Consider the following 21,963-nt stretch of genomic DNA (forward strand, 5'->3'; position numbering starts at 1 on the left):
TTCACTTGCGTGAACCCCGTGTCGGACTCTATTCGCTGTTACTCGTATCGTAGAGCTTCAATGGGATTGAGATTCGCGGCTTTCCATGCGGGATAGATACCGAAGACAAGTCCGATTCCGATGGAAACGGTAAATGCAGCGATGACCCATGCGCTGGACAACACCGACGGCACCACCAGGCCCATTCCAAGCGCGATCAACGATCCGAGCGAGATGCCGATCAATCCACCGACAGCACACAGCACCATTGCTTCCAGCGTGAACTGCAACAGGATGGTTCGCTTTGTTGCGCCGATGGCTTTACGCACACCGATCTCGCGCGTTCGTTCTGTGACCGAGACGAGCATGATGTTCATGACGCCGACGCCGCCCACCATCAGGCCGACGCTGGAGAGCGCGAACATCAGCAGGAACAGACCGTCAGTTAGCTGTGCCCACAGGCGCGAAAGCGAGTCTGATCCGAAGATGACGAAGTTGTCGTCTTTATCGACTGTGACTTTGCGGCGAATGCGGAGTCGTTCGCGAATCTCTTCTTCTACCCGCGAGCGGTTTTTCGCATCGTCATACTTCACCGAGATCCAGTAATCCAACACCTCCGGGTGGAGATTGTGGAATGTGGTGAGCGGCATGTAGACGTAGCTGTCGTTGGGATTTTTACCCGGCGTGATCCCCTTCACCGCTTCGAGTGTGCCGATGACCGTGGCGGTCATACCGGGGATCGTCACTTCCTTGCCGAGCGGACTTTCATCTGGAAAGAGTTCCTCTGCCGTGTCATGTCCCAACAGGACCACTTTGGCCGCCCGGTTTTGCTCGTCCTGCGTGAAGAAACGGCCGCGATCAATGTGCCAATCGTTGACTTCAGGCGAGGTGAAGTTTTCGCCGGCGAGACCTACACTGTCCTGTTTGTGCGTGCCTGCCTTAGCAGAAGCCATGCCGCCACCGCCGCCAAACGTAAAGTCTGCGTAACGGAGACCCGCATCTGCAGCAACGACATGCGGCAGATCCTGCAGGCTCATCATGTCTTCGTACGTGAGCTGCTTGCGAGCCAGTTCTGCCAGCGTGGGACGCTTACCGAAAACTTCAAAACGGAAGACGAACAGCGTGTTCGATCCAAGCTGCGAGATGATGCCGTTCACCTGACCGTTGAGTCCGTTAATGACGGATGACATGATTATGACGGTGAGCACACCGATCACAATGCCGAGAACAGTAAGGCCGCTGCGCAATTTGTTGGCGCGCAACTGATCGAGCGAGATGGCGATGGTCTCTTTGACGTCTGCAAGTGTCATTAGTCCGCCCTCAGAGCCGTGATGGGATCGAGCATGGCCGCTTTACGTGCGGGATACACGCCAAAGAAGATGCCAACGCTGGTGCTGACAAAAAGACCCACGATGACACTCCACCACGCGACGCTCATGGGGAAGCCGGCCACTGTGGAGATGGCGAAGCCGATGGCCACACCCGTCAATACGCCGAGGATGCCACCGGCGGTGGCCATAAGGCCGCTCTCAATCACAAACTGCAACAGCACGTCGCGGCGCTTGGCTCCCAGCGCTTTGCGTATGCCGATTTCACGCGTACGTTCCGTCACGCTGACCAGCATGATGTTCATGATGACGATGCCGCCGACGATCAACGAAATGGCTGCAACGGGAATGGCGATGGCGCCGAAGAGCGATGTGACCGTATGTACCAGCGCGAGGAAGGAGTTGTTTAACTCCAGTGAGAAGCTGTCCTCTTCGCCCAAACGATCGTGACGGATGGAGCGCATCAGTGTGCGCACTTCTTCCGCTGTCTCTTCCAGCACAGGACCGGAGCCCGGTCCCTTCACATAAATCGTGTTGCTGTAATGCGAGCTATAGATGCGCTGCATGGTGGTGATGGGCAGGATGACGTAGTTGTCCTGGCTTGCGCCAAGCGTCTTTCCCTGCTTTTCACCCAAGCCGATGACGGTGTACGGCATGCCGTCGACCGTGATGACCTTGCCGATGGGATCTTCGCCTTTGAGCAGGTTTTCCTGAATGTCGCTACCGACAACGGCAACCGGTGTGGCACGTTCATCCTCAACCGAGGTGAACATACGGCCTTGCACAATGTTGATGTTGTTGATGTCCGGCATGTTCGGCGTCCACCCGCGGATGGAGACGCTGGTGCCGGTCTCATTGGCATACTTCACCGAGTTGGAATTGGTCGAATAGGCTGCACCGACTTCTTTGCAACGCTGGCAGTTGTCGCGAACGTAGCGATAGTCGTCCAGCGAGATATTGCGACGGCGGTTGTACTTCTGAAACTCCGCGTAGCTGGTGATCAATCCGGGCTGCTTGCCCAGCGTGAACACGTCAGAGCCGTAGGTGTTCAGCTTTTGATCGACATAGGCGTTTGCGCCGTTCACCAGCGTCACGACGGTAATAACAGCGGCCACGCCAATGACCACGCCCAGCAACGTGAGCACGGTGCGCAGTTTGTTCACCCACAAAGATTGCAGCGCCAGTTTCAGCGCCTCAGACCAATGCATGTTTCACCCGTCCCTTCAGGGTACTCCCGTTGCGGCTGCCCCGGGTTATGCAACTTTCCTGAGGATATTTGCGGCTTACCGCGCTTCCCGGCATCCAATTTAATCGATGGCACTTCTGAAACCGGCCGAAACCAAAGACGGTATCTACCTGAACCCCGTCCCCACGGAAGTGGGCGCGACGAAGCATTTCCCGCAGATGTTGCGGCGCCTGATCATGGGCAAGGAAGAGCGCGTTCCCCGGAAGCCGCTGGGACCGTTCCGCACCGACCTGGCTACCTTTGCACGACCGCCGGTATCCGGCCTGCGCGTGACGTGGCTGGGGCACTCGTCCCTGCTGCTGGAAATTGACGGCACCACACTGCTGACGGACCCCGTCTTCTCCCTGCGCACGTCCATGGTGCAGTGGTTCGGGCCGAAGCGATTCTTCGCACCGCCGCTGAGCATTGCGGAGCTGCCAAAGCTTGACGCCGTTCTGCTGACCCACGACCACTACGACCACCTGGATAAGAATGCTGTGTTGCAGTTACAGGAACGCACACCGCTGTTCGTTTGTTCCATGGGCGTGGGCGGACTGCTGCGGAAGTGGGGCATTGCCGCGGAAAAAATTCATGAGATGCAGTGGACGGACAGCTTCACCGTACCTTCCGCATCGCCAACGCCGCTGACGCTGACGGCGCTGCCGGCGCGCCACTTCTCCGGGCGTGGATTGAAGCGGTTTGAGACGCTTTGGTCTTCGTTTGTGCTGAAGACGGAGCACCACAACCTGTACCACGGCGCGGATTCAGGCTACTGGCCTGGCTACCGGAAGATTGGCGAGGCGTACGGCCCGTTTGATCTGGCCATGCTGGAGGTGGGTGCGTTTGATCCGTTGTGGGACCAGATTCATCTTGGCCCCGACAATGCGATGAAGGCAGCGCTGGACCTGCGTGCCAAGGTGTTGATGCCGATTCACTGGGGCCTGTTCAGCCTGGCCTTCCACGACTGGTTTCAGCCGCCGGAACGGATTACCAAGCTGGCCACAGATGCCGGGCTTCCCTTGTGGATGCCCGAGCCGGGTGAGCCCACGGATTTTGCTGGCGAGGCACGTAATTCGCTTTGGTGGCGACGCTATTGCTCCACCGTTCCTTCCCCCAACGAGCATGCGGACGAGGCAGCGAGTAAAGTTGCCATTCGCGTTTAAGAAGTTTTCACGGCTAAAACGAAACGCAGCACCTGTGACGGTGCTGCGTTTTTGTTTGCTGTGGATTTCTGTTTAGCTGTACTTCAACCAGCGCAGAATCTCCGGCAGGTTTGGCTTTTTGCCGTACATGAGGATGCCGACGCGGTAGATGCGGCTTGCGACCCACAGAACGGCGTAGATGGCGAGCGACATCAGCACGATGGACGCTGCAATCTCATACCAGGGCACCGGCGAAACCGAGATGCGCATGTACATGAGCAGCGGTGAGAAGAACGGCACCAGTGAAAGCACCCGCGACCAGATGTTCTGCGGCGCGTTCAGAACCAGCGGCAACGAGATCATGCATGCTGCCAGCGGCATCACCAGGAACATGTTCAACTGCTGCAGTTCCTGCTCAGAATTCGTCATAGCGCCGAGCGCGGCGGCCATTGCCGAATACAACAGATAACCGAGCAGGAAGTACACGATGAAGAAGCACACCTGCTCCAGCGAGATGGAGATGTGTGTGCCACCGCCCAGCAGATGCGCCATGAGTGGTGTTGCGGTAAGGATGACGGCTGCGAGCATCCACAACGAAACCTGCGTGAGGCCCACAGAGCCAACGCCGATAACCTTACCGGCCATCATCTCGCCCGGCTTCACGGTGGCCAGCATCACTTCAAATACGCGCGATGTTTTCTCTTCAATGATGGAGCGCGCCACGTTCATGCCGTACAGCATGATGACCATGTACATGAGGAAGAAGAGAACGTACGCACCGGCGAAGTTTGCGCCGGTATCGTCCTGCTGTTCATTGGAAGAACTCATGTCGATGGGCGCCATCAGCGTCTTCACATCAGAGGAGCTCATGCCCTGCTGCATTAATCGCTCGCGCGTAAATACTTTGCCAAGTGCATCGCGCACGGTGTTGCGCGTGGCCAGATCGGCAGAGGATCCCTGCTTGTACTCAATGGACGGTTTCTGCCCCTGCACTGTTGCGGGAGTGATCCACAGGTAGCCATCAATGTCTTTGGCCTTCAACTCGCGCAGCAGTGTCGTCCGCGTGTTCACGGTGGGCGGAGCGATGACGTTGAGTTGCATGTTGTGATCGGTGTCGTCGTCCAACTGGTTCTGCACATCGGTTGCAAGTGCAAGATCCTGAGACACGATGACGATGTGCGATGACGACTTGGTGTGCTTCGCGATGAGGATTGACGCCGCAATACCGCCGCCCATGAGCAGCGGGATCAGGATGGTGGCAATCATGAATCCCTTGGTGCGCACACGTTCCAGGTATTCGCGGCGGGCGATGAGGAAAATGTTATGCATTGGTGCTGCCTCCCACACGCTCAATGAAAATCTCTTCCAGCGTGGGCTCCTTCACTTCAAAACGCGTGATGCGCGTGCCACGTGCAACGGCTTCCGCAAGCAGCGGCTGCGCATCGGGCTGGTGGCCGCGAAGTTTCAGCGATGCCACACCATTTCCGTAGCGATTGACTTCTTCCGCTTCAGGATTGTTCAGGAAGCTGTCATCGCCCTCGAAAACTACGTCCACGCGATTGCGCGGATACTCCTGCTTGATTTCGCGCATGGTGCCTTCCAGCACCAGCTTGCCGCGATAGATGATGGCGATGGCGTCGCACATCTTTTCCACCTGGTCCATGCGGTGCGTGGAAAACAGAATCGCCTTGCCTGCATTGCGCAGTTCCAGCAGCGTGTCCTGCAGCAGCGCGCCGTTTACTGGATCGAGGCCGCTGAACGGCTCGTCCATGATGATGAGGTCCGGTTCATGGATGAGCGTGGTGATGAACTGAATCTTCTGCTGCATGCCCTTCGACAGCTCTTCTGTCTTCTTAGGCAACGCTTCAGTGATCTGCAGACGTTCGGCCCATGCCTTGCCGCGCTTCTCAGCTTCCGTTGCGCTCAGGCCGCGCAGCTGCCCCATGAAGATGATCTGCTCCAGAACGTTCATCTTCTTGTACAAGCCGCGCTCTTCCGGCAGATAACCGACGCGCTCCAGCAGATTGCGATTGAAGGGCTTGTTGAACAGTTCCACCGTGCCGCTATCGGGAACGGTGATGCCGATCATCATACGGATGGACGATGTTTTGCCGCTGCCATTCGGTCCCAGCAGGCCGAACATCTGGCCCGGCTCAATGGACAGCGTGAGGCCTTCGACAGCGACCTTCGTGTCATACACCTTGCGGATGTTGTTGAGTTGAACGGTAGGCATGTCGGCTTACTTCTTCCGGTTCGCGACGAGCTCGCCCGCGTGGCCCCAGTCTTCCGCACTCTTTTCGTTGAAGATGATGTGTGTGTTCTGCGGGTTCTTGCCGAGGATGTTCACCATGGTGTTGGTGATCTCCTCTACGATCTGGGCCTTCTGCTCAGCAGTAGCGCTTCCGAGCATTTGAATGTTGATGATTGGCATGGATGTCCTCACCGTTGAGCATAGCAGTGGAGCGGTGCAGAACTTAGCGCCATCTTTGCCTTATCATCGCCTTAATGATGACTCTCGGCACGCCTGTTCAGCTGATCAAAGGCGTGGGCCCGCGCAATGCGGAGGCACTGAAAAAACGCGGCGTGGAGACCGTGGAAGATGTGCTGTATCACCTGCCATTTCGCTATGAAAATCGCCTCGATCCGAAGCCGCTGAGCGCGCTGAAGGCCGGCGAAATGGCCAGTGTTATCGGCGAAGTGCGCGGGTCTACCGTGTTGCGCGCACGCTCCATGCCCATCTTCGAAATGACCGTTGGGCAAGGCACTGGAACGCTGAAGGCCATCTGGTTTCGCGGACAGTATCTACAGGACAAATTCAAGCCGGGCCAGATGGTGGCGCTGTACGGCAAGCTGGAGGCGTCGCGTTCGAGCGCGGGCCAGTTCAAGATGATTCAACCGCAGTTTGAAATGCTGCCCGGACCGGACGAACCACAGGACGCGGTGATGCTGGAGGTGGGCCGCATTGTGCCCGTCTATGAATCGCTGGGCGGCACCACGGCGTGGGGCGCGAAGCTTGGTTCGCGATGGATGCGGCAGGTGGTGTGGCGACTGCTGGAAGACCTGGCACAGGGGCCGGAGTTGCTGGACCCGCTGCCGCGCTCGATGCGCAGGCGACTCGGCATGCCGTCGCGCCTGGATGCGTTGCGTGAGGCGCACTTCCCTCCTGCAGGCACGTCCATGGCTGATCTGCAGGGCTTTCATACAGCGGCGCATGCGCGGTTGATCTTTGAAGAACTCTTCTACCTTGAGTTGGGTTTGGAGCTGAAACGCAAACGCATGCGTGAGCGCGCAGGGATTGCGTTTGTTGCGGATGAACGCGTGCGTAATGCGATTAAGGAAGTGCTTCCCTTCCGCCCCACCGGCGCGCAGAAACGCGTGCTGGGCGAGATTGTGGAAGACATGCGTCAGCCGCAACCGATGCGTCGGCTGCTGCAGGGGGATGTGGGCAGCGGCAAGACGATTGTTGCGATGGAAGCCGCTCTGGTTGCGATTGAAAACGGTTATCAGGCTGCGATGATGGCCCCCACGGAGATCCTTGCGACGCAGCATTACCTCTCTGCAAAGAAGCTGCTGAAGCGTTCTTCGCGCGAGTACAAGGTCACTTTGTTAACCGGTTCGCTTGATGATGCTGAGAAGCGGCGCGCGCGGCGGCGCGTGGCGAGTGGCGAAGCTGAACTCGTCATCGGTACACAGGCGTTGATTCAGCAGAAGGTGGACTTCGCAAATCTTGGCCTTGTGATTGTGGATGAGCAACATCGCTTTGGTGTGCGTCAGCGATTCACGCTGATGAAGAAGGATGAAAGCGCCGATCCGGATGTGCTGGTGATGACCGCGACGCCCATTCCACGCACGCTGGCGTTGACCATTTATGGCGATCTGGAAGTGAGCGTGATTGATGAATTGCCGCCGGGCAGAACTCCCGTTGTCACTCGCCGCGTGAGCGAAGAGCGCGCGCTGGAAGTGTGGGATTTTGTGCGTAAACAGATCACGCTGGGACGGCAGGCTTATGTTGTTTATCCCGTGATTGAAGGCTCGAAGGACGATCAGCCGGAACTGGATTTTCCTAGTGACGAACAAGCCGGCGAATCAGCGAGCCAAAACGCCAGCAACAAAGTAGCAAAGAAAACTACGGCTAAGAAGAGTGCTGCAAAGAAGAGCGCGAAGAAGTCTGCGAAGGCGGAAGAGTTGTTTGAAAAGCCGTCGCTGCGTTCCGCTGTGGAGATGTTTGAAGAGCTTCGCTATGGGCCGCTGCATGGACTCCGTCTTGGGCTGCTGCACGGGCGTTTGAGTGCGGATGACAAAGAGATTGTGATGGCGCAGTTCAAGCGTGGCGATCTTGATGTGTTGATCTCCACCACTGTGATTGAAGTGGGCGTGGATGTGCCGAATGCGTCCGTGATGGTGATTGAACATGCGGAACGCTTTGGGCTGTCGCAGATGCACCAGTTGCGTGGCCGCGTGGGACGTGGTGCTGCGAAGAGTTATTGCGTGCTGATGACCGGAGCTCGTGTGTCACCGGAAGCAGAACAACGCCTGGATGCGATGGTGACCACGGACAACGGCTTTGAGCTTGCCGAACTTGATCTGGCGCAGCGTGGACCCGGTGAGTTCTTCGGAACGAAGCAGGCTGGCTTGCCGGACTTCCGCGTGGCGAACATTGTGCGCGATCGACGTCTGTTGGAGATCGCAAAGAAGGAAGCTTCTGACTTTGCGGAAGTGCAACTTAAAGACGTCAGCGATGAAGAACGCGCTTTGGTGCGGCAACAGTTGAAACAGCACTGGCAACGTCGTTACGGGCTGGTGGAAGCCTAGAAGCCGCGCAAAAGCAAAAAGGGCTCGCAGCGACATCCGCCGCGAGCGCTGTCGTTCCTTTAGGCTGCCTGCTGCACCGCGAGCTGCGGCTGGACCGGCACGCGGTGCGAACCCTTCTTGGGGCCGCGCTTGCGGGCCACCAGAACGCGCACACGCTCCAGTAGTTCCACCGGCGAGCATGCGCCCTTGGGCAGGAACATGTCCGCGCCCACGCCACGTTCATAACCCGTTACGGTGCCGCTGACCATCAGCGACGGCAGGCCAGGCTGTACTTCACGCATGCGACGAATCAGTTCCACACCATCCATCTGCGGCATCAGCAGATCGCTGATCAGCAACGACAGTTCACCCGGCGCATACTTCTCCACAATCTCCAGAGCCTCATGGCCACTGGTTGCGGTGATGACGCGGTATCCCTTGGTTTCAAGCAGGAATTTGCGGACGGAGAGGGTCTGTTCGTTGTCGTCAACGCAGAGGATGATCTTCTTAGGGCGCATGTCGTTCTTAGTCTCCAGAGCAAAAAATGGTGCAGCGACGCCTCTTTGTGGGCGCACGGGTTCGTTGGCCTGAACGCGTGGAAAAAAACGCGCAGCCGGGGATGTTTGCCTACGGTTAGAAGGCACTTCAATGGGGTACAGCGAATGTCAGAGGGCTCGCGAAAATCCGCGCAGCGACTGCGCAAAACGAATGTGTCTCGTTCAGCGCTTTCCCAAAGTACGAAGCTTCAGGCCGCTGTGCAACGGCGAAACTAAAGCGAAATTCTGTGCGAACTTTTGGACGAGGTTTCCACCGCTGCAATCAAGTTTTGTAAAAACAATCACTTAGCCTGTGCAACACGCGTGGAAAGGCTTTGTATTACGGGTGTGTAAACCGTCCCGTTGCAACAAAAACAGTGCAGCCTGCGACGTACACTTCCTGCACCTTCCCATTCTGGAACGAGGCACGGACATGCAACTGCGACGGCCTGTGCACCTCCTGCCCCTGGAGGATCACGGTCGGTTGGCCGCTTGCGACGACTCCGTGTTTCACCAGGTAGCTGATGCAGCATCCTGCGGCTGAACCTGTGGCCGGATCGTCGCTGCCATTGAATGGCATTCGCGCTCGCCATTTCCCTTCGCCTGCATCGGCAATGGCGTAGACAAACTTCGCCCCGGCACTGGTTAGAAGCTCTTTGAGTTCGTTTTGATTCACACGCATTCGCTGCAATACATCTACTGACACGAGCGGCAGGATGCAGAACGGAAGGCCGGTGCTAACTACCTGTGGCTGCAGAACCGTGTGGAGATCTTCCGCGGCAAGTCCGCATGCGTTGCGCAGCGATTCCCTGGCCAGCACCGCGCCAAATTCAGGATCGCGCTGACGCATTTCGCCGTGAACGCCTTCTTCCCCCTCAGAAGCACGAAAACGTACCGGGATGGTGCCGGCATCCAGCTTCAGCTTCACTTCTTGTGCATCTGCAAAGTGCGGCAGATTTTCGCGAATCCAGCTCGCGGTGCCTAGTGTGGGATGCCCTGCGAAGGGCAGTTCCTCCTCCACCGTGAAGATGCGCACGCGCACCCCGTTTTGCAGTTCCTCCTCCGGCGTTGCGGGAAGGATGAAGGTGGTCTCTGAGAGGTTCGTTTCCCGTGCCAGCGACTGCATCTGCTCCGTGCTCAAACCCGTTGCATCTGAAAAGATTGCAAGCGGATTGCCTTCATAACGGCGTTCCGCAAAGACATCCACCTGTGCCCAGGAGAGTGTAAGGCTGTTTGACATGGTGAAACCTCCAGCGCTATTGTTGCAGGTGATGACGATGCGTCTGAACTCGACCCACTGCTGCTGTCTCTGTATGCAGGCAGGGTCGGTCGCGCGCCGCTAAGAGCAGCCACAGGACGCAATCGCACCAGCCCCCCACCCGAAGCCAAAGGTGGGTTTTGTTTTGCACGAGATCACGAAATTCTGCTTCAGGACTACAGGAAAGAGGAACAATACGATGTCTCTCCGCATCAACGACACCGCACCTGACTTTACCGCGGAAACCACCCAGGGGCCGATCACTTTCCACGAGTGGATTGGCGATAACTACGCTGTACTCTTCTCGCATCCGAAGGATTTCACCCCGGTTTGCACCACGGAACTGGGCGCCGCTGCCACGCTGGAGCAGCAGTTTGCTAACCGCGGCGTGAAGATCATTGGCCTGAGCGTCGACAAGGTGGACGATCACTCCAAGTGGGCGCAGGACATCAAGGATGTGTCCGGTGCCGAAGTGAACTTCCCCGTCATTGCTGACCACGACCTGAAGGTTGTGAAGCTGTATGACATGCTGCCCGCCGAGGCTGGCGATACCTGCGAAGGCCGCACGCCCGCGAACAACGCGCCTGTGCGCACCGTGTTCGTCATTGGACCGGACAAGAAGATCAAGCTGACGCTGGCATATCCCATGACCACGGGCCGTAACTTCGATGAGATCCTGCGCGTTGTGGACAGCATTCAGCTCACGGCAAAGCACCCGGTGGCTACGCCTGCGAACTGGAAGCAGGGCGAAGACGTGATCATCGCCGGTTCTGTCTCCAACGACGACGCAGCAGTGAAGTTCCCGGGCTACACGACCGTGAAGCCCTACCTGCGCACGACGCAGCAGCCGCAGTAACTGCTTCCTCTGCTTCTTACCTGCGCGCAAACAGCGTAAAGTAAGAAGCAGAACGAGCACCGGTGGCGAAGTGGCTAACGCGCTGGTCTGCAAAACCAGTATTCGCCGGTTCAATCCCGGCCCGGTGCTCCAAATTTCTTAGTTGTTTCCTCCGCCCGCCGAACCAGAGCGAGGTGATGCAGGGAAGATTGTAGGGACTCGCCGTATCGGTTAAAACCGACCAAGGCGAGTCCCATTGTCTTTGCCGCCTTACTGCTCCTGGGTGTGGCTATGCAATCGCCAGTCCGCCATCCACTCCAAGGACTTGTCCGGTGACCCACGTGTTGTCCGTGCTGGCGAATGACACGATCCAATGAGCCACTTCCTCCGGAGTGCCGCGGCGCTTCAGGGGAATCTGTTGAATTTCGTGATGCTTCACAGCTTCTGCATCCTCTTTTGAGAGGCCCATCATTTCTGTCAGAGCTTCGGTTTCTGTCGGGCCTACAGCTATCGCGTTTACTCTGATCCCCATGGGAGCCAGTTCCAATGCCCATGCACGCGTCATGTATTCGAGTGCTGCTTTGCTGGCGCCATAGTGAGACAGCATGGCCCCCGCCTTGGAGCCAAACGTACTCGAAATGTTGATGATTGTTCCCTTCGTCTCGGTGAGATAAGGAAGCGCCTCTTTCGCGAGGAGCGTTGGTCCAACAACATTCACGGCGAAGATTTCCTTCACGCGTTCCGCGTCGGCTTGCGCCAAGGGCATGATTGCGCCCGCTCCGGCATTGTTTACCAAGACATCGATTCTGCCCCATAGCTGAAAAGCTTTTCGAATCGTCACAGAGGCATCCTGTGGATTCGATGTATCGGCGACAAGAGCTTCGATATTTGGATGGGCCGCAGAAACTTTATCCAGGCGTTCAGCACGCCGCCCCGTGATCAAGACACGGGCGCCCATTGCTGCGAATTGTAGAGCTGCTGCTCGTCCAATACCTGCGCTGCCGCCAGTAACAATGACGACTTTATCTTCGAACGTTTTCATGAGAGAGTTTCTTTCTATCGCGCTGTTAATGAATTACGCATGCCTTGTGTGATCACTTTGCTGAGCCGTCTTCGCGCGCGAAATAAGCGTGACTTTGTGTGGCAGTGTTATTCCTGTGCCCATGCCAGCATGATTTTGTTTTTCCGGATTCTTTCCGCCAATGCTCGCTGATTTGCCAACTGACGTGTCCGCTGGATGGCTGATGCAAACTCGCCTTCCGCAACGGTTTCAATGATCCGGTTTTCGATAAGCCTGGATGCGACATACCTTGACTCGTCTTGTTGGATCTCTTGAGTCAGGTGCTCTATCTCGTTTGGGTATCTCATCAGTTCGTTGTTCCTGACGTTGCGGGACCAAACGGGCAGGCTTCCACGCATGAAGCCTGCCCGTTCGGACGTCTTACGCTCTAAACCGAGCGCCGTGAACTGAATTCAGGAACTGCAACAGGTCTGCATTGACCTGATCTGCATGTGTGGCGGTGAGACCGTGAGGCAGTCCGGGATAGTAGATTTCCTTCGCCCCCATGATGAGTTTGGCCGACTGTCTTCCGGTGTTATCAATCGGCACGATCTGATCGTCTTCCCCGTGCATGATCAAAGTGGGGACATCGAACTTCCTGAGATCTTCATGGAAATCAGTCTCAGAGAATGCTTTGACGGAATCGTAGATATTCTTCAGACCGCCTTGCATGCTCCAGAGCCAGAACTGATCCAGAAGCCCTTGCGACACCTTGGCACCAGGGCGATTCGCACCGTAGAACGGTACGGCGAAGTCCTTATAGAACTGCGAACGATCCTTCGTCAGGCTGCTGCGCGATGAGTCGAACACCTCAATGGGGATTCCATTGGGATTGGTAAGAGACTTAACCATGATGGGAGGCACGGCGGCGATTAAAACTGCTGCCGCGACGCGCTTTGAGCCATGTCTGCCGATGTAACGAGCGACCTCACCACCACCGGTGGAATGTCCGATGAGGGTTACGTCGTTCAAATCCAGAGTCTCGATGAGTGAGGCCAGATCGTCAGCGTACCCGTTCATATCATTGCCAGACCAGGCCTGATCCGATCGACCGTGACCGCGTCGATCATGTGCGATTACACGGAAACCATTCTGTGCGAGGAAATGCAGTTGTCCATCCCATGCGTCGGCATTCAAAGGCCAGCCGTGAGAAAACGTGACGACTGGCCCAGCTCCCCAATCCTTGTAGTAAATCGTTGTGCCGTCTTTTCCCTTGAACGTGCTCATCGGGTACTTCTCTCCTGAATGTATGCAGATGAATTTTGTGATTCGTACTGTTTAGTTGGCAGGGATCACGACTGGCGCGTCTTTGTCCTTCACTAGGAACACAACGAACTTTGCTGGGCGTGTGCGGCTCGCGTTGCGACCGATGACATGAACATCGTTGGGGCCTTCGTAGAAGCTTTGGCCCGGCTTGAGAGTGACCTCTTTGCCGCCGCGAACCTGCATCACAATCGAACCTTCCAGCACATAAATGAACCCATGTGCGTTGTGGCGATGCACAGGATCAGAAGAGCCCGGTGGGTATGTGACCGTGATCATCAGACCCTCCTTACCGGGAAGATCTGTCAGGTCTTTCGACATCACCTCTGTCACCTTGGCCTGTTGTGCGAGCAAGCAATGGGGTGCGAGCCACGCAAGACATAGAACGAGCTTTGCTAACTTCATCAACGTGTCCTCCTTGTTGTGGCTTAGCGAGTTGGGGCCGTTGCAGATTGTGTGAGCCAGGTCTTGAAGCTTGTCGTTCCCAGCCGAGCGTCCTTGCCAGGGACAAGCGTGCGTTCGTCGACTTCAACACCGAAATATCCAGCGGCGGGATCGGCAACCACATTGCGCGGGTCATTACGAGCAATCAGGCCCAGGCGGATGAACTCATCGAGACGAAACTGATCTGGACCAGCGATTTCAACAATGCCGTTCACAGGTATGCCAGCAGCAACGCGTCCTACTCCCGCTGCCACGTCGTCAGCCGCCATTGGTTGAATGAGAACGGGCGCGAGACGAACCGTAGTGCCGTCGCTTGCTGTGTCTGCAATGTTCTTCACGAACTCAAAGAACTGCGTGGCATGCACGATGGAGAATGGAATCCCCGACTCTGCGATCAACTTTTCCTGTGCAAGCTTTGCGCGGAAGTATCCACGAATCGTCTTGGGGCCGTCGGAAGGGCGATCCTGTGCAATGCGATCTGTACCTACGACAGAGAGCGCGACGTAATGCTGAACGCCTGCCGCTTTTCCATACTGGATAAGGTTGCGCGTGGCAGTGTTGAAGAAGTTCATCGCGTCGTCTTCATCAAAGGAACGCGAGTTGGATACGTCCACTACAACCTCGGCCCCATTCAATACCTCTGCGAGACCTTCTCCAGTCAACGTGTTGACGCCGGAGTTCGGTGATGCCGCGATCGCTTCATGTCCGTGAGCCGCAAGCTTGCTAACAAGCTTTGATCCGATGAGACCCGTGCCGCCGATGACGACGATTTTCATGATTCATCCCCTTAGTTGAATGGCAATTTGATACATGCCACTCGTACTCGCTATGACCGAACAGGGATGAATTGTGTGACGGGAATTTTCAATCTTTCATGCAAGAAACGCATGCAGCACTACGAACGCACCAGCAAATCACTCAGCGTTTTACGCGGACGCCATTCTTCTTCGCTATGACGGAATGACTTTCTGTCCGCATCGATCAAACCGAGGAATACATCCGTAACAATGCGGGCACCGACCGGCCCGAGACGCTGGCCGTCCTCAAGCACTGCGGCCTCGCGAAGAATATAGTACCAGAGCGGCGTTTCTTCATGCCAATCGATCGCGGTAAGACCTATCTGCTCCGCATCGAGAGGAGACACACCTATGTATCTTGCAACAGCCTCACCGGATGGCAAGCCGACACCTTGCCCTCGCTGCAGATCGCGGACAGCGAGTGATTGGTAGTCCTCAATCTCGCATTCTCCTGTGATTGCCAGGGGCAATTGAAGAAGCGAACGTACGAGTCTTCCATCCATCTTCTTTGCGCGTTGTGCAGCCGGTGCACCAACGGTGTCGAAGAACATGCTCCAGTCGATAAGGTGCTCCCGCGGTACGGGACGAAAGCCCAGCAGATCAGGAAAGAGCGGAAGCAGGCCACTGTGCGCGTTCAATTGATAGCGATGACGAATCTGCGCGTGACCATATCGATATGCCGCGTCAGCAAACTCGAGCGGGAGAAACACATGGTCGCCGGGATGAAAATATCGAGAACCCTCTTGGAGCGCATCTGCTGCCACTTGTTCTCCAACGAGCGAGGGGAGAAATTCATGCAGGATGATCCATTGGTAGTGCCAGCGTAACTGTCGGGATGCTTCGTCAAATACGAATGCTTCTTCTATGCCTTGCTCACGAGCTTCATCCACAAAGGCATTGTGTGCCTTCAGCATTGCAAGATGAAACTGCGAGATGAGCTGATGGGAGTCGTTGCGTGGATCGCCGATGATGGCAGTTTCATCGGCATTTCGTTGAAGGTCGGAGTCGTCCTTGCCGAGTCGAAACTTCGCCGGATCGTCACGTTGAAAGAGATACGGATGACCTGTGGGACCGTCTCCGTATAAACATTCCAGATCAAGCTTTGGGGAACGCGCGTTGATCAATCCGGCGGTATCCGTTTCGGATCGCAAGTGCGAACGATCAGCTGTAATGTCGTGCGCCACAAACTGACCAAAGATGGGCCATCCAGCCGCGCTTTCTGCAAGTGATTCTGGCGTATCGTCCGTGTCTTCACAATCACATACGCCGCCGATTCTGCCGAGCGCTCGCAGAAACTGTTCCTCAGCCCGGAATGCTGGAAGGCTGGGAAACATCCGTGCATAATGCACAGGCACGAGCGGCGCATCGATAGGCGCTGTCGCTCCTAATCGTGCGAGACAGTGATCTGGAATAGAACGGGCGCGGCTTGTCACGGTTCTCCCTGCGTGGTGTGTAGTCCATTGTGGATCAGCTAGTCCACATGAGCTTCGGCCAATCCTTTTGCGATGCGGCGATCTGGAACCAACCATATCAGTCCCGCAATTACGAGGATCGCTTGAGCAATCCCGGCGGCACGAAGCGTGGCGAAGAGTGCTAGGACATACAGCACAAGCGATAGTTTTGACTTCCTATCTTTTCCGATGGCTCGCTTCAAGACGGAGTTTTGGCCCTGTGCCTGCATGATCGCCTGCTGAAGCAAGTAATAAGCGAAACCGGCCATCAGGAGTACACAGGCATAAAGCGCAGTGGGCAGCGATGAAAAGTGGTTTTCTCCAAGCCATCCTGCAGCAAACGGAAATAAGGAAAGCCAAAACAGAAGATGCAGGTTGGCCCATAGGATCGAACCGGTAATTTCCTTACACGTTTTCAGCAGATGATGATGGTTGTTCCAGTAGATGCCGACATACAGAAAGCTGACGATGTAACTCAGAAAGACCGGCAGGAGTGGGGCAAGATCCTGGATGTGCGTACCGTGTGGCACCTTCAGCTCAAGGACCATGATCGTAATGATGATCGCGATGACCGCATCGCTGAATGCCTCCAATCGCACGGTGGTCATGGTTTCCTCACTCTGTTTTGGAAACATCACTTTGCGTCCGTCTGCTGCATGTTCTCAACGCGTGCTCTCTCGCCTTCCACAACGACCCGGTAGGTCTGAAGAGGCTTGACCGCAGGTCCGCGCAAGACAGCGCCAGTACATACATCGAACTCTGAACCGTGCCAGGGACAGGTCACAGTCGAACCTGCGATATGTCCCTCAATCAGCGGGCCGTACTTATGCGGACATTTGGCCTGCGTGGCGCACAGATGCCCTGCCACGTTGAATACTGCGACATTCCCAACCAACCGCGCTGAGCCTTCCGGTATATCGCTTATCCGGAACCATTCTGAATCGAGTGAGTTGGGCTGCGTGGCGGGCCCGGATGTCTGCACTGTAGGTGTGTCGCTTTGCATGGTTGCACCTTTAAGAAACGATCTTCAGAAAGCTGGAACTGTCTGATTGCCACTAAGACAACAGTGAAAGCAGAAATGTGACACGCGGTTCGGAAGGTGCTCCCTCGCTGCAGATTCTTCCGCAACCATTTCAGCTTTTGAAATTCCCTGTCACAAATTGCGTGGCTGTCTTGTCATAACGAGTGCAGGCGAAATTTAGGGGCGATCGTATCGATGCCCCGATATGAGATGTCGCGGAATGGTTTCGTTCCGCGACAAGAGATGTATGCGCAGAGGAGCTGGTTTTTCGCGATTTCACCAGCTTGTTCCTGATGAAGGAGAATCGCCGGCAATTGGGAGACTCTGCGCGTGCATGCGAACTGGAATGCGACGAGGAGAAGCAAATGAGCGCTTACGAGCGGGTCACGATCGAAACTGAAGCGTACGAGGTTCGCGCCAGCCAGGAAGAGTTCTACCTGGAGGAGACTGAGGAGGAGCTTCGAATGATTTTGGAATGTGACAACGTTACGTCCCCATCATCGGAGACCCTTATGCCTGACCCCGAAATGGAAATCGAGGACCTTATCACCGGGGATTCGGACGATCCTCCGCTGCGTGAAGACCAGATAGAGGACATGCTTCGGCGCTGAAATTTCGGGAGCCATTGTGCAAGCACCCTTATTCAAATCATTTGCCTGTTGGGCGGGATAGAATATGCCAGCCGTAATGGAAGAAGAGCTGATTCCGAACGTTCACGAGAGGGGCGGACACGATGATGGTCTGTCCTCCTTTGCCGCGGTGCGACCACGCCTCTTCGGCATTGCTTATCGCATGCTGGGCAGCGCGGCGGAGTCAGAAGACATCCTGCAGGACGTATGGATGCGTTGGCAGCTTACAAATCGAAGCGTGGTGGAGAATCCTGCGGCATTTCTCGCGACGACGACGACAAGGCTGTGCATCAATCTGATCCAGTCCGCTTCGTCGCGCCACGAGACCTATACGGGAACGTGGCTTCCGGAACCAGTCGACACCAGCAGTGATCCCACCCTGGGTGCGGAGCGCGAAGAAGCATTGCAACTGGCAGTGCTGGTTCTTTTGGAAAAATTACCCGCTACGGAACGTGCCGCCTATGTACTGCGCGAGGCGTTCGACTACTCCTATCGCGAGATTGCAGAGACTCTTCAAATTGAAGAGGCTAACGCCCGTCAGTTGGCATCGCGTGCCCGCAAACATCTTGCAGAGGAGCGCCGAACAGCTGTGGATGCTGCTGAACAACGCCGTTTTCTTGAGGCATTCATCAACGCTGCACAGCGTGGCGATATGGCGACACTAGAAAACCTGTTCGCAGAAGATGTTGTGTCCTATTCCGATGGCGGTGGCTTTGTGCGGGCGGCACGTGTTCCCGTGGCCGGCCGTGAGCGTGTTGCCAAGTTTATTGCGGCTTTCGCTTCCCACTTCTGGTTGGGAGTAACGCTTTCATGGACACATGTGAATGGTAAGGAATCCATCCTGATCTCTCGCGGGAACGAGCCGATTGGCTTGGTAGCGACCGACGCTTCCGATCAGGGCATTCACCAGATCATGTGGGTCATGCGCCCCAGCAAGCTTTCGCGCATGCAAACAAGTTAAGAACAGCAATCACTTTGCGTTCTTAAGGATCACGTTTGTGAGGGCTCATGCTTTAGGGTGTGGGTGGCGGAGGCAGGACGCCGAGTTGGCCCATGAGGCTCATGGTGTCCATAATGATGCGGGTGTCTTTGATACGGCCTTCTTCCAGGCGGTCGATGACGATGCCCCACACGCGAACAGGACGGCCGGTTGCGGGAATCCCGAGAAACTCACCGTTGTGAGTACCTGTCCATTCGAAACGACTGGCGACCTTGTCGTGTTCTGTGATCTGTTCCTGGATGGAGAAGACGATATCGGGAAAGCCAGTACGCATGGCACGGAGAATATCTTTCAGGCCCTCGAGTCCGGGACCTTGTCCGGGCAGTGGAACCTGTTCGACCACATCTTCCCAGATATATTTCCCTGCAGCTTCGATGTTTCCCTGGGTGATCACATCGTCCACAAATTGCCTGACGATCGTGGCGTTGTCTCGCGACATTTTCTTCTCCTTTGGATGTTCACGTGGGATTGTAGTCATGCGTCGTTGACCAAAACCCTCACTACCATCTTTCACTGATAAATCATCAGATTCGATCCAGTGAAAAGCCCGATTGCCCTGAACGGGAACCACACGGCCTCCACAGGCGTATGTTGAATCTGGAGCGCGCTGATGTGAACGGCGCGCTGGAGGAACGCATGCAATCGCGTATTCACGGCACCACCATGCCCGCCATTGAATTTCTGCTGCAACCCGGGGAGACGATCATCTCGGAAGCCGGCGAACTGAGTTGGATGAGCGCCAGCATCAACATGCACACGCATACACAGGCTGGTGGCGGTGGCGGCTTTATGGGAGCCATCAAGCGCATGGCTGGCGGTGGCACCCTGTTCATGACGGAGTACACCGCTATGGGCTATCCCGGCGAAGTAGCCTTCGCCACCAAGGTACCGGGCCATATCGTTCCCGTGGAGCTGCACGGCAATGGCGACGAGTACATGGTTCATCGCCATGGCTTCTTGTGCGCCACGCAGAACATTGGTCTCGGTGTGGGCTTTCAGCAGTCGCTAGGCGCTGGCTTGTTTGGCGGTGATGGCTTCCTGTTGCAGAAGATCTACGGACAAGGCACAGCGTGGCTGGAGCTAAGCGGCGAGGTCGTTGTACGTGATCTGGCACCAGGCGAGACGCTGCGCGTGCATCCTGGCCATGTGGGCGCATTCCATGCGGGTGTCTCATTCCAGATCACACGCGTTCCCGGCATCCGCAACATGTTCTTTGGCGGCGACGGCATCTTCCTGGCTGCACTGACAGGCCCAGGCCGTGTATGGCTGCAGACGCTGCCCATTGCGCGCCTTGCACACGCCGTGCAGGGCTACTTGCAAGTGCCAAGCCAGGAGACGCGAGCGGGGCTAGGCGCTGGCCTTATCGGTGGCGCGATCGCGGGCATGTTCGACGATCGGTAAACCTCACTTGGCAGACGCGCACATGGCATGTACCCTCGTGGAACGAATTTCCACGAGGGTTTTGTCTATGGCCGAAGAAAGCACGCCCAGCCGGGCACAGTTCTGGACAGGTTGGGTGTTGAGCGCGATCCCCGCGCTGATGCTGTTCACGGGCGCGTTCACTGCACTGAGCGGAGCGGAGATGGTGAAGCAGGGGATGGCTCCGTTTGGCATTCCTACGACCATGATCCTGTGGGTGGGCCTGTGCGAATTGCTGTGCAGTGTGCTGTACCTGATTCCTCGCACCGCGCCCCTTGGTGCAATCCTGATGACCGCTTATATGGGCGGCGCTGTGATGACACACGCACGCGTCGGTGATCCGATGTGGGTTGTGCCTGTGGTCTTCGGTTGCCTTCTGTGGGCAGGGCTTCTACTGCGTCGGCCGGGTCTGCGCAAAGTGATGTTGGGCTGGTAAGCTTCTCAAGCATGCGCATCGGTTACTTCGGCGGCACATTCGATCCCCCCCACCGCGCACATCTTCACGCTGCACTGAAGGCTGCGGATGCCTTCGCGCTGGATCGTGTGCTGCTGGCACCCACAGGTGTGCAGCCGCTGAAGAAAAACACACCGGGTGCAAATTTTGAAGATCGCATGGCCATGACGCGCCTGCTGTGTGCGGAAGACCCACGGTTGGAAGTGACCGAACTCGACGCTCCACGCGCCGATGGCACACCCAATTACACAGTGGACGCACTCGCGACGCTGCGGACGCTCAATCCTGACGCATCGATCTTTGTAATTGTGGGAGCAGACAGTTTTCTGACGCTTCGCCGCTGGCATGAGCCAGAGCGGCTGTTGGAAGAGGCGGAATGGATCGTGCTCTCGCGCCCTGGGTTTGATCTGGATGACCTGACATCGATGAAGCTTTCGCAGGAGCAACGCGAACGCGTGCATCTGCTGACCGACCTGGAGGAAGAGACGTCGGCCAGCGCCCTTCGTGAACGATTGCGGCTGGGAATCTCCTGTGGTGACATGCTTACCACCAAGGTGGCGCTCTACATTGCGCGCATGCACCTTTACCATGCCCGTTAAAATCCATCTCGCTTGTTACGTTCTAACAGTGGCAGAATGGGCCTGCGCACGTCTATCCTGAATGCTGTAGAGAAGGAGAACAATGCCAACATTGGAAGCGAACCGTTTGCTTGCCGCAGCAGTGGACGCGGCAGACAGTAAGAAGGCGGAAGATATCCGCATCCTGGCACTGGACCCATCGGAAAGCTCGCTGACGGATTACTTTCTGATCTGCAGCGGAACGAACGAACGCCAGAACGTCGCTATCTCAGATGAGATTGAATACCGCTTGAAGAAGGACTTTGGAGTTCTGCCGAACTCAGTCGAAGGCCGTCGTCAGGGCGAATGGGTTCTGATGGATTATGTGGACTTCGTGGTGCACGTCTTCATGCCGGAGAAGCGCGAGTTCTACGGATTGGAACGTCTGCGCAAGACAGCGAAATCCATCAGCGTGGGTGAACTGAACAGCGAGATCAAAGACGCCGTTGCCAAGACTCGTGCGAAGGCTGGCGCCACCGCAGCAAAAGCACCTGCTGCAAAGAAGAGCGCTAAGAAGGCTGCAGTAAAGACACCAGCAAAGAAAGCTGCAGCCAAGAAGGTTGCTGCGAAGAAGTCTGCTGCAGCACCGAAGAAGGCAGTCGCGAAGAAGGCGTCAGTGAAAGCACCCGCAAAGAAAGCCACTGCGAAAAAGACGGCCGCGAAGAAAACCAAGAAATAGCCAGTCCATCAAACAATGAAGTGCCGCTGCGTCTT

The 21,963-nt window shown here is 56.4% G+C and carries 25 protein-coding genes and 1 tRNA gene; 10 read left to right on the forward strand and 16 right to left on the reverse strand.

What is annotated here, in order from left to right; genetic code table 11:
* Positions 1 to 38: 38 nt before the first annotated feature.
* Together BLT38_RS16180 and BLT38_RS16185 are read right to left on the reverse strand one after the other, a co-directional pair.
* Positions 39 to 1,289 carry an ABC transporter permease gene (locus BLT38_RS16180; RefSeq protein ID WP_083346118.1) on the reverse strand — a complete coding sequence of 417 codons (1,251 nt, stop codon included), beginning with the start codon at positions 1,287 to 1,289 and terminating at the stop codon, positions 39 to 41.
* Positions 1,289 to 2,515, reverse strand: a complete 1,227-nt coding sequence (locus tag BLT38_RS16185; protein WP_083346119.1) for an ABC transporter permease — start codon at positions 2,513 to 2,515, stop codon at positions 1,289 to 1,291. The genes BLT38_RS16180 and BLT38_RS16185 overlap by 1 nt, the downstream gene beginning before the upstream one ends.
* A gap of 106 nt (positions 2,516 to 2,621) precedes the next feature.
* On the opposite strand from BLT38_RS16185, the gene BLT38_RS16190 reads away from it, so the two are divergent.
* Positions 2,622 to 3,695: an MBL fold metallo-hydrolase gene (locus BLT38_RS16190; RefSeq protein WP_083346120.1), complete on the forward strand. Its 1,074-nt coding sequence runs from the start codon at positions 2,622 to 2,624 to the stop codon at positions 3,693 to 3,695.
* Positions 3,696 to 3,767: 72 nt separating this feature from the next.
* On the opposite strand, the gene BLT38_RS16195 is transcribed toward BLT38_RS16190, so the two are convergent.
* From BLT38_RS16195 to BLT38_RS16205, 3 genes are read right to left on the reverse strand one after another with little or no spacing between them, the layout of a single operon-like run.
* Complete coding sequence (locus BLT38_RS16195) at positions 3,768 to 5,003, reverse strand: ABC transporter permease (RefSeq protein WP_083346121.1); 1,236 nt, start codon at positions 5,001 to 5,003, stop codon at positions 3,768 to 3,770.
* Positions 4,996 to 5,907: an ABC transporter ATP-binding protein gene (locus tag BLT38_RS16200; RefSeq protein WP_083346122.1), complete on the reverse strand. Its 912-nt coding sequence runs from the start codon at positions 5,905 to 5,907 to the stop codon at positions 4,996 to 4,998. The genes BLT38_RS16195 and BLT38_RS16200 overlap by 8 nt, the downstream gene beginning before the upstream one ends.
* Before the next feature lie 6 nt (positions 5,908 to 5,913).
* The gene (locus BLT38_RS16205) at positions 5,914 to 6,105 is read right to left on the reverse strand and encodes a tautomerase family protein (RefSeq protein WP_083346123.1); all 192 of its coding nucleotides are present in this window, start codon (positions 6,103 to 6,105) and stop codon (positions 5,914 to 5,916) included.
* 74 nt (positions 6,106 to 6,179) lie between these two features.
* On the opposite strand from BLT38_RS16205, the gene recG reads away from it, so the two are divergent.
* Positions 6,180 to 8,486 carry an ATP-dependent DNA helicase RecG gene (gene recG / locus BLT38_RS16210; protein WP_083346124.1) on the forward strand — a complete coding sequence of 769 codons (2,307 nt, stop codon included), beginning with the start codon at positions 6,180 to 6,182 and terminating at the stop codon, positions 8,484 to 8,486.
* 59 nt (positions 8,487 to 8,545) lie between these two features.
* Here the strand turns inward: recG and BLT38_RS16215 are convergent, their stop codons facing one another.
* Both BLT38_RS16215 and BLT38_RS16220 read right to left on the reverse strand, forming a co-directional pair.
* Positions 8,546 to 8,983: a response regulator gene (locus tag BLT38_RS16215; protein ID WP_083346125.1), complete on the reverse strand. Its 438-nt coding sequence runs from the start codon at positions 8,981 to 8,983 to the stop codon at positions 8,546 to 8,548.
* Positions 8,984 to 9,341: 358 nt separating this feature from the next.
* Complete coding sequence (locus tag BLT38_RS16220) at positions 9,342 to 10,241, reverse strand: PhzF family phenazine biosynthesis protein (RefSeq protein ID WP_083346126.1); 900 nt, start codon at positions 10,239 to 10,241, stop codon at positions 9,342 to 9,344.
* 217 nt (positions 10,242 to 10,458) lie between these two features.
* Between BLT38_RS16220 and BLT38_RS16225 the strand changes: the two genes are divergently transcribed.
* Together BLT38_RS16225 and BLT38_RS16230 are read left to right on the forward strand one after the other, a co-directional pair.
* Entirely contained in the window at positions 10,459 to 11,115 is a 657-nt protein-coding gene (locus tag BLT38_RS16225; protein ID WP_083346127.1) for a peroxiredoxin, read from the forward strand.
* Between the two features lie 56 nt (positions 11,116 to 11,171).
* Positions 11,172 to 11,247: transfer RNA gene (locus tag BLT38_RS16230), tRNA-Cys, on the forward strand.
* 136 nt (positions 11,248 to 11,383) lie between these two features.
* Here BLT38_RS16230 and BLT38_RS16235 read toward each other — a convergent pair.
* The 8 genes from BLT38_RS16235 to BLT38_RS16270 all read right to left on the reverse strand — a co-directional run bounded on the left by BLT38_RS16235 (position 11,384) and on the right by BLT38_RS16270 (position 17,112).
* The gene (locus BLT38_RS16235) at positions 11,384 to 12,136 is read right to left on the reverse strand and encodes an SDR family NAD(P)-dependent oxidoreductase (RefSeq protein WP_083346128.1); all 753 of its coding nucleotides are present in this window, start codon (positions 12,134 to 12,136) and stop codon (positions 11,384 to 11,386) included.
* 107 nt (positions 12,137 to 12,243) lie between these two features.
* A complete protein-coding gene (locus BLT38_RS16240) occupies positions 12,244 to 12,513 on the reverse strand; it encodes a hypothetical protein (protein ID WP_156785167.1) in 270 nt (89 codons plus the stop codon).
* A 22-nt stretch (positions 12,514 to 12,535) separates the two neighbouring features.
* Positions 12,536 to 13,381 carry an alpha/beta fold hydrolase gene (locus tag BLT38_RS16245; protein ID WP_083346130.1) on the reverse strand — a complete coding sequence of 282 codons (846 nt, stop codon included), beginning with the start codon at positions 13,379 to 13,381 and terminating at the stop codon, positions 12,536 to 12,538.
* A gap of 51 nt (positions 13,382 to 13,432) precedes the next feature.
* Entirely contained in the window at positions 13,433 to 13,822 is a 390-nt protein-coding gene (locus BLT38_RS16250; RefSeq protein WP_083346131.1) for a cupin domain-containing protein, read from the reverse strand.
* A gap of 23 nt (positions 13,823 to 13,845) precedes the next feature.
* Positions 13,846 to 14,637 carry an SDR family oxidoreductase gene (locus BLT38_RS16255; protein ID WP_083346132.1) on the reverse strand — a complete coding sequence of 264 codons (792 nt, stop codon included), beginning with the start codon at positions 14,635 to 14,637 and terminating at the stop codon, positions 13,846 to 13,848.
* A 119-nt stretch (positions 14,638 to 14,756) separates the two neighbouring features.
* Complete coding sequence (locus tag BLT38_RS16260; protein WP_172838310.1) at positions 14,757 to 16,091, reverse strand: peroxidase family protein; 1,335 nt, start codon at positions 16,089 to 16,091, stop codon at positions 14,757 to 14,759.
* 38 nt (positions 16,092 to 16,129) lie between these two features.
* Entirely contained in the window at positions 16,130 to 16,717 is a 588-nt protein-coding gene (locus tag BLT38_RS16265; protein ID WP_083347138.1) for a TMEM175 family protein, read from the reverse strand.
* Positions 16,718 to 16,743: 26 nt separating this feature from the next.
* Positions 16,744 to 17,112 carry a Rieske (2Fe-2S) protein gene (locus BLT38_RS16270; RefSeq protein ID WP_083346134.1) on the reverse strand — a complete coding sequence of 123 codons (369 nt, stop codon included), beginning with the start codon at positions 17,110 to 17,112 and terminating at the stop codon, positions 16,744 to 16,746.
* A gap of 383 nt (positions 17,113 to 17,495) precedes the next feature.
* On the opposite strand from BLT38_RS16270, the gene BLT38_RS16275 reads away from it, so the two are divergent.
* On the forward strand, positions 17,496 to 17,741 hold the full coding sequence (locus BLT38_RS16275; protein ID WP_172838311.1) for a hypothetical protein: 246 nt from the start codon (positions 17,496 to 17,498) through the stop codon (positions 17,739 to 17,741).
* A 64-nt stretch (positions 17,742 to 17,805) separates the two neighbouring features.
* On the forward strand, positions 17,806 to 18,720 hold the full coding sequence (locus BLT38_RS16280) for an RNA polymerase sigma-70 factor (RefSeq protein ID WP_083346136.1): 915 nt from the start codon (positions 17,806 to 17,808) through the stop codon (positions 18,718 to 18,720).
* A gap of 52 nt (positions 18,721 to 18,772) precedes the next feature.
* On the opposite strand, the gene BLT38_RS16285 is transcribed toward BLT38_RS16280, so the two are convergent.
* A complete protein-coding gene (locus tag BLT38_RS16285) occupies positions 18,773 to 19,330 on the reverse strand; it encodes an ester cyclase (protein WP_156785168.1) in 558 nt (185 codons plus the stop codon).
* Positions 19,331 to 19,395: 65 nt separating this feature from the next.
* Between BLT38_RS16285 and BLT38_RS16290 the strand changes: the two genes are divergently transcribed.
* The 4 genes from BLT38_RS16290 (at position 19,396) to rsfS (ending at position 21,928) form a co-directional block, all read left to right on the forward strand.
* Complete coding sequence (locus BLT38_RS16290; RefSeq protein ID WP_083347139.1) at positions 19,396 to 20,160, forward strand: TIGR00266 family protein; 765 nt, start codon at positions 19,396 to 19,398, stop codon at positions 20,158 to 20,160.
* Positions 20,161 to 20,227: 67 nt separating this feature from the next.
* Positions 20,228 to 20,614 carry a DoxX family protein gene (locus tag BLT38_RS16295; protein WP_172838312.1) on the forward strand — a complete coding sequence of 129 codons (387 nt, stop codon included), beginning with the start codon at positions 20,228 to 20,230 and terminating at the stop codon, positions 20,612 to 20,614.
* Between the two features lie 11 nt (positions 20,615 to 20,625).
* Entirely contained in the window at positions 20,626 to 21,231 is a 606-nt protein-coding gene (nadD, locus tag BLT38_RS16300) for a nicotinate (nicotinamide) nucleotide adenylyltransferase (RefSeq protein ID WP_083346139.1), read from the forward strand.
* A gap of 82 nt (positions 21,232 to 21,313) precedes the next feature.
* Positions 21,314 to 21,928: a ribosome silencing factor gene (gene rsfS, locus BLT38_RS16305; RefSeq protein WP_083346140.1), complete on the forward strand. Its 615-nt coding sequence runs from the start codon at positions 21,314 to 21,316 to the stop codon at positions 21,926 to 21,928.
* Positions 21,929 to 21,963: the final 35 nt, after the last annotated feature.

This window comes from Terriglobus roseus, from assembly GCF_900102185.1.
Taxonomy (GTDB): domain Bacteria; phylum Acidobacteriota; class Terriglobia; order Terriglobales; family Acidobacteriaceae; genus Terriglobus; species Terriglobus roseus_A.